At 40.7% G+C, this 3,830-nt stretch carries 7 protein-coding genes; 1 reads left to right on the forward strand and 6 read right to left on the reverse strand.

Features of this window, described 5'->3' with window-relative positions; all coding sequences use genetic code 11:
- Positions 1–249: 249 nt before the first annotated feature.
- The 6 genes from AWW72_RS17840 to AWW72_RS17865 all read right to left on the reverse strand — a co-directional run bounded on the left by AWW72_RS17840 (position 250) and on the right by AWW72_RS17865 (position 3,285).
- The gene (locus AWW72_RS17840; RefSeq protein WP_062848202.1) at positions 250–750 is read right to left on the reverse strand and encodes a hypothetical protein; all 501 of its coding nucleotides are present in this window, start codon (positions 748–750) and stop codon (positions 250–252) included.
- A complete protein-coding gene (locus tag AWW72_RS17845) occupies positions 747–1,184 on the reverse strand; it encodes a DUF559 domain-containing protein (RefSeq protein WP_062848203.1) in 438 nt (145 codons plus the stop codon). The genes AWW72_RS17840 and AWW72_RS17845 overlap by 4 nt, the downstream gene beginning before the upstream one ends.
- Positions 1,184–2,101 carry a helix-turn-helix domain-containing protein gene (locus AWW72_RS17850; protein WP_062848204.1) on the reverse strand — a complete coding sequence of 306 codons (918 nt, stop codon included), beginning with the start codon at positions 2,099–2,101 and terminating at the stop codon, positions 1,184–1,186. Before AWW72_RS17850 ends, AWW72_RS17845 begins: the two co-directional genes overlap by 1 nt.
- Positions 2,098–2,481 carry a hypothetical protein gene (locus AWW72_RS17855; protein ID WP_062848205.1) on the reverse strand — a complete coding sequence of 128 codons (384 nt, stop codon included), beginning with the start codon at positions 2,479–2,481 and terminating at the stop codon, positions 2,098–2,100. The genes AWW72_RS17850 and AWW72_RS17855 overlap by 4 nt, the downstream gene beginning before the upstream one ends.
- A 75-nt stretch (positions 2,482–2,556) precedes the next feature.
- On the reverse strand, positions 2,557–3,009 hold the full coding sequence (locus AWW72_RS17860; RefSeq protein ID WP_062848206.1) for a phage regulatory CII family protein: 453 nt from the start codon (positions 3,007–3,009) through the stop codon (positions 2,557–2,559).
- Between the two features lie 24 nt (positions 3,010–3,033).
- Positions 3,034–3,285, reverse strand: a complete 252-nt coding sequence (locus AWW72_RS17865; protein WP_062848207.1) for a hypothetical protein — start codon at positions 3,283–3,285, stop codon at positions 3,034–3,036.
- A gap of 179 nt (positions 3,286–3,464) precedes the next feature.
- Between AWW72_RS17865 and AWW72_RS19745 the strand changes: the two genes are divergently transcribed.
- Positions 3,465–3,830, forward strand: a 366-nt coding sequence (locus tag AWW72_RS19745; protein ID WP_062848208.1) for a hypothetical protein, incomplete at its 3' end; no start/stop codon positions are given.

Genomic DNA, 3,830 nt, shown 5'->3' on the forward strand with positions numbered 1-3,830 from the left:
CCTTTACTTAAGTAAGCAATTAAGTAAGTCACCACTTACTTATCAAAACCAAGTTATTACACCATAAAATTTAGTAAATACTAATTTTCAGGTTGTAAAAATTAGATAAAAACTAACTTTAATTTGTAGAAAAATTAGCGAAAAACTAACTTTAAGTTATAGAAATTAGATAGAAGCTAATTTTTAGGCGTAAAAGCTAACTTTTAGTTGTAAAAATTAGATGAAAGCTAACTCCTAGTTAGATTTCATCTAAAACCCTATAAACCCATACTTACAATGCAACGCTGCCAACCCACACTTTACATCTTGCCTAGCATCGTTTTGAGTACGATCCTCATTAGCCATCTCAGACCATGACTGCCCTCGAAAGTAACGATCAACTACAGTATCCAGCCATTCGTCCATGATTTCGCTCCGGCCAAACATATCCAGTATTAGGCGTTGTACAGCACGAGCTTCATTGTCATTAATTTCACAAGTGACTTTGCCTCGCTTTGGTCGTGATAGTTCAGAAGAAGTATCAGAAATATAGTCAGCGATGACTTGATTTGTTTTCTTCTCTGCCAGCTTTTTAGTTCGTCGGGTTTTAGCAGCGTTATCCATCGCTACGGCAATTGGATTGATACTCTGGCCACATGGACCAGTATGACTATAGAGCCAGGCACCGAATTGGTATAACCAACCTTCTAAATCGAATCGTGACCAATCAACTGCCTGCATGATATGCATCTTTTCAATCACCAATGTCATTTTGTACCTCTTACCAATTGCTCTATCTGTTGTACTGCTAAACCGGATTTCACTTGTTGTGTGCTGAACCGTAATACCTGAAATCCTAAAACTGCTGCTGCGTTGTATTTTTCCATGTCACCGATGTAACCGGTTCCCCGTGTATGGCGGCCCTGAGACCAGATCCCGCCTTCAACCTCGATCAAAATCTTGGTATTGCTGATCAGGAAATCTGCCCGCCATTTGCGTGTTGGATGAAACTTATATTCTTGTTCAAAGCCAATGCCTAAGACTCTTAGATCTCTCATCAGGATTAATTCCCCTTCGCTTGGTTCTTGCTGTTGGGGTTTAGCTCTAAGCTTGGTTTTCCTGTTTGCTTTGGATTTGGTCACTTTTGTTTGGCGAGATAGCTTAAGGATTTCTTCACGGTACTGGGCGAGGCTCATGCTACTCATCAGGCTGCATTCCCCTTATGTTCATTGCTGATGTTGATCAGGTACTCAGCCCACTTTTTGAGGTTTTCAGGTTCTTTAAGCATTGGTTCCAATCGCTTTGCCAGTTGCTCATAGCTTTCGTTGCCTACGGAGTATTTAGCAAAGTCTGGTAAACGAGCTAACTTGCTTGCAAAGAATCTGATTTGTTTGTCACTCAATCTGTTTGATGCGCTCTGTGGGACTCGAACCCGCGTCCCTGTTTTCGGAAGACTCGCCTGATCTCGAGTTTGGTATTTCGTTCTCGCATTCAGCAACCAGTCTGCAAAGTGATAGACCATGAGATCATCACAAACGCTCTTCGACTCGTTGAATCGTTCGAAAGCATTTCGCTCTCGTTCAAACCAACTGGCTTGAATTAGCTCATCCGGATTCTGGTCAGGTTCTGCTTGAGCAATTTCCTCACTAAGTTTTTTCAAGCAAAGCCACGTTTTTTTATTTTTAGATTCTATTGATAGATTCATTGGGAGGTTCTGTGTCCCAATATTGGTACTGGTTGCAGTACCGTTTTTGGTACTACTGGCAGTTCCGTTATTGGTACTAGTACCGTTTTTGGAACCAGTACCTAAATTGGTACCCGTTCCGTTTTTGGTACTGGTTGAATCATCATCTTCTCGGCCTACAACACCAATCAGTTGATAGATCTTTACTCCGTTACCTGTTGTTTTACCCGTAAATTTTATGAATGCACCTTCTTCGAGTTCATCCAGAACTTTAATGATGGTTTTACGGTTGAGTACTGTGTCTTTCTCCAGGCGTTTTAGGCTCGGATAGCATTTGTGCTCGTCACCGGCTCGGTCGGCCAAGGCAAGTAAGACAAGGCGCTGGCTTGATGTTTTGACTGCTGCCTTAAATGCCCAGATGGTTGCATCTAAGCTCATGTCATCTCCTTTTGAGCATTCAGCGCTCTACTCAGGAATTTAGAAAAATCATTGCTAATCACACGGCAGTTTTTTGAAATATGGTTTTCGATATCAAGATCGTCACCCATATCTAAGATGACTAGATCTGTATTGTCTGGTCGCTTACCTGCCTGTAAATCTGCAACTGTGGCATGACGTAATAACGCTGTTGATGCAACTCGTTGAAGTAATAAACTTCCTTTAAGCGGTTTAATAGAAACGCAAGTGTTGCTATGAACTTTGTAGATCTCATGGAGTTCGTTGTTGCCACCACTGATATAAACAACGACGTCGCCTGTCACATAATCAGAATTCTGTTTGTCTTTGCCAGTCTGTTTTGCTAGATTGTGTCTGTTCATATTTTCTTCTCGCTTAGCAAGTATGAATAAAGGTCATAAAACCGCTTCCGCTGCTCAAAACTGGAAGCGGTTTTTTTATTGGTCCTGAATGCAGGCATTAATTTGTTGCTCCAGCGTGGCAAGCAGTACATGCATGTCGTGTATGACCTTGGCCATGTCGATTGCCTCGCCTTTTGTTATTCGCCCATCTGCAAGCATTTCTCTAAATTGCTTGCTTACGTTGCCTTTCTTGATACCGATATTGAGAAAGGTATCCATCAGGCAACTGTCTCTATGGCTCTCAGGTATATCTGGCAGATCGATGGCAGCTTTGCCATGTTCTGCACAAATTGCCTGAAGTATTCGAAAATCCCCTGTTATGCCCATCAGCTTTGTGGCTTCGAACAAAGTCAGGTGATGTGTTTCCGTGTTTGGGTTAACCTTGCTGTTGAGCACCGCAGGGCTTTTTATGCCCATGCGTGATGCAAGCGCATTTGCCCCGCCTTTAAAGTCGTGAACCGTGTGGTAAGCAGCATCTAATATGTTCATTGCGAGTCCTTTTGAACGTGTTTATTAGATGGCTACTTCATTACCATTTGAGTTAGGTAATGTTTGAGGGGGATACAACCCAAAATGTTGTAAGACTTCCTGTTCCGAAACTTGACCATTACTTGCTTGAACTAAAGCTGTACGGAGCTTCCTACGTGGTTCTTTATACCCATACAAAAGATGCGTCTTCAGATAACCACTTGTTGTACCAGCAGCTTTTGCATACTTTTCTAATTGCTCAGGAGTCATTTTTAAAATGAAATCTCGAAATCGCATAGATTGATCCTCTCTAATCAACCCAAATATTACCTTTTAGGTAATACAAATACAACCTTTTTTCTTGTTTACCTTTAAGGTGATAAAAGTAAAATTACACCTACTAGGTATTTTCTTCTTTAAAAACTACCTGTTAGGTATTTTCTATAGCAAATACTGCTAAAAAGTTGAGTTAATGTATGGACAGCAAAACTATTAGATATAACAACACCCGCATATTGGTTGGCCAGGTTGGTGGTGTTTCTAACTTTGCTAATAAGATTAATAAAGGCCAGTCGCAAACAAGTCAGTTTGCAGGGACAACTCCCATCAAAGGAATCGGTAATAAAGTAGCTCGTGAAATTGAAGAAGCTTTCGGCAAACCACATGGCTGGTTAGATGTGTTGCATCAAGAAGATAGCAATTTACTTTCTAATAATTTAAACATGCCATCTTCAGTTGTAAGTAACAAAGAACTAGAGGCTCTTATTAATTCTCTTATTGATCTAGATGAACAAGGAAAGCTTTCAACAGATTTAATTAAAGCTCTTATGGTAATTATAAAT

Source organism: Acinetobacter sp. NRRL B-65365 (assembly GCF_001605865.1).
In the GTDB taxonomy this organism is placed as follows: domain Bacteria; phylum Pseudomonadota; class Gammaproteobacteria; order Pseudomonadales; family Moraxellaceae; genus Acinetobacter; species Acinetobacter vivianii.

What these genes read in the sequence shown, in the direction of transcription:
- AWW72_RS17840 (WP_062848202.1), bottom strand. Translation starts at nt 750, where the DNA reads ATGACATTGGTGATTGAAAAGATGCATATCATGCAGGCAGTTGATTGG.
- AWW72_RS17845 (WP_062848203.1), bottom strand. Translation starts at nt 1,184, where the DNA reads ATGAGTAGCATGAGCCTCGCCCAGTACCGTGAAGAAATCCTTAAGCTA.
- AWW72_RS17850 (WP_062848204.1), bottom strand. Translation starts at nt 2,101, where the DNA reads ATGAGCTTAGATGCAACCATCTGGGCATTTAAGGCAGCAGTCAAAACA.
- AWW72_RS17855 (WP_062848205.1), bottom strand. Translation starts at nt 2,481, where the DNA reads ATGAACAGACACAATCTAGCAAAACAGACTGGCAAAGACAAACAGAAT.
- AWW72_RS17860 (WP_062848206.1), bottom strand. Translation starts at nt 3,009, where the DNA reads ATGAACATATTAGATGCTGCTTACCACACGGTTCACGACTTTAAAGGC.
- AWW72_RS17865 (WP_062848207.1), bottom strand. Translation starts at nt 3,285, where the DNA reads ATGCGATTTCGAGATTTCATTTTAAAAATGACTCCTGAGCAATTAGAA.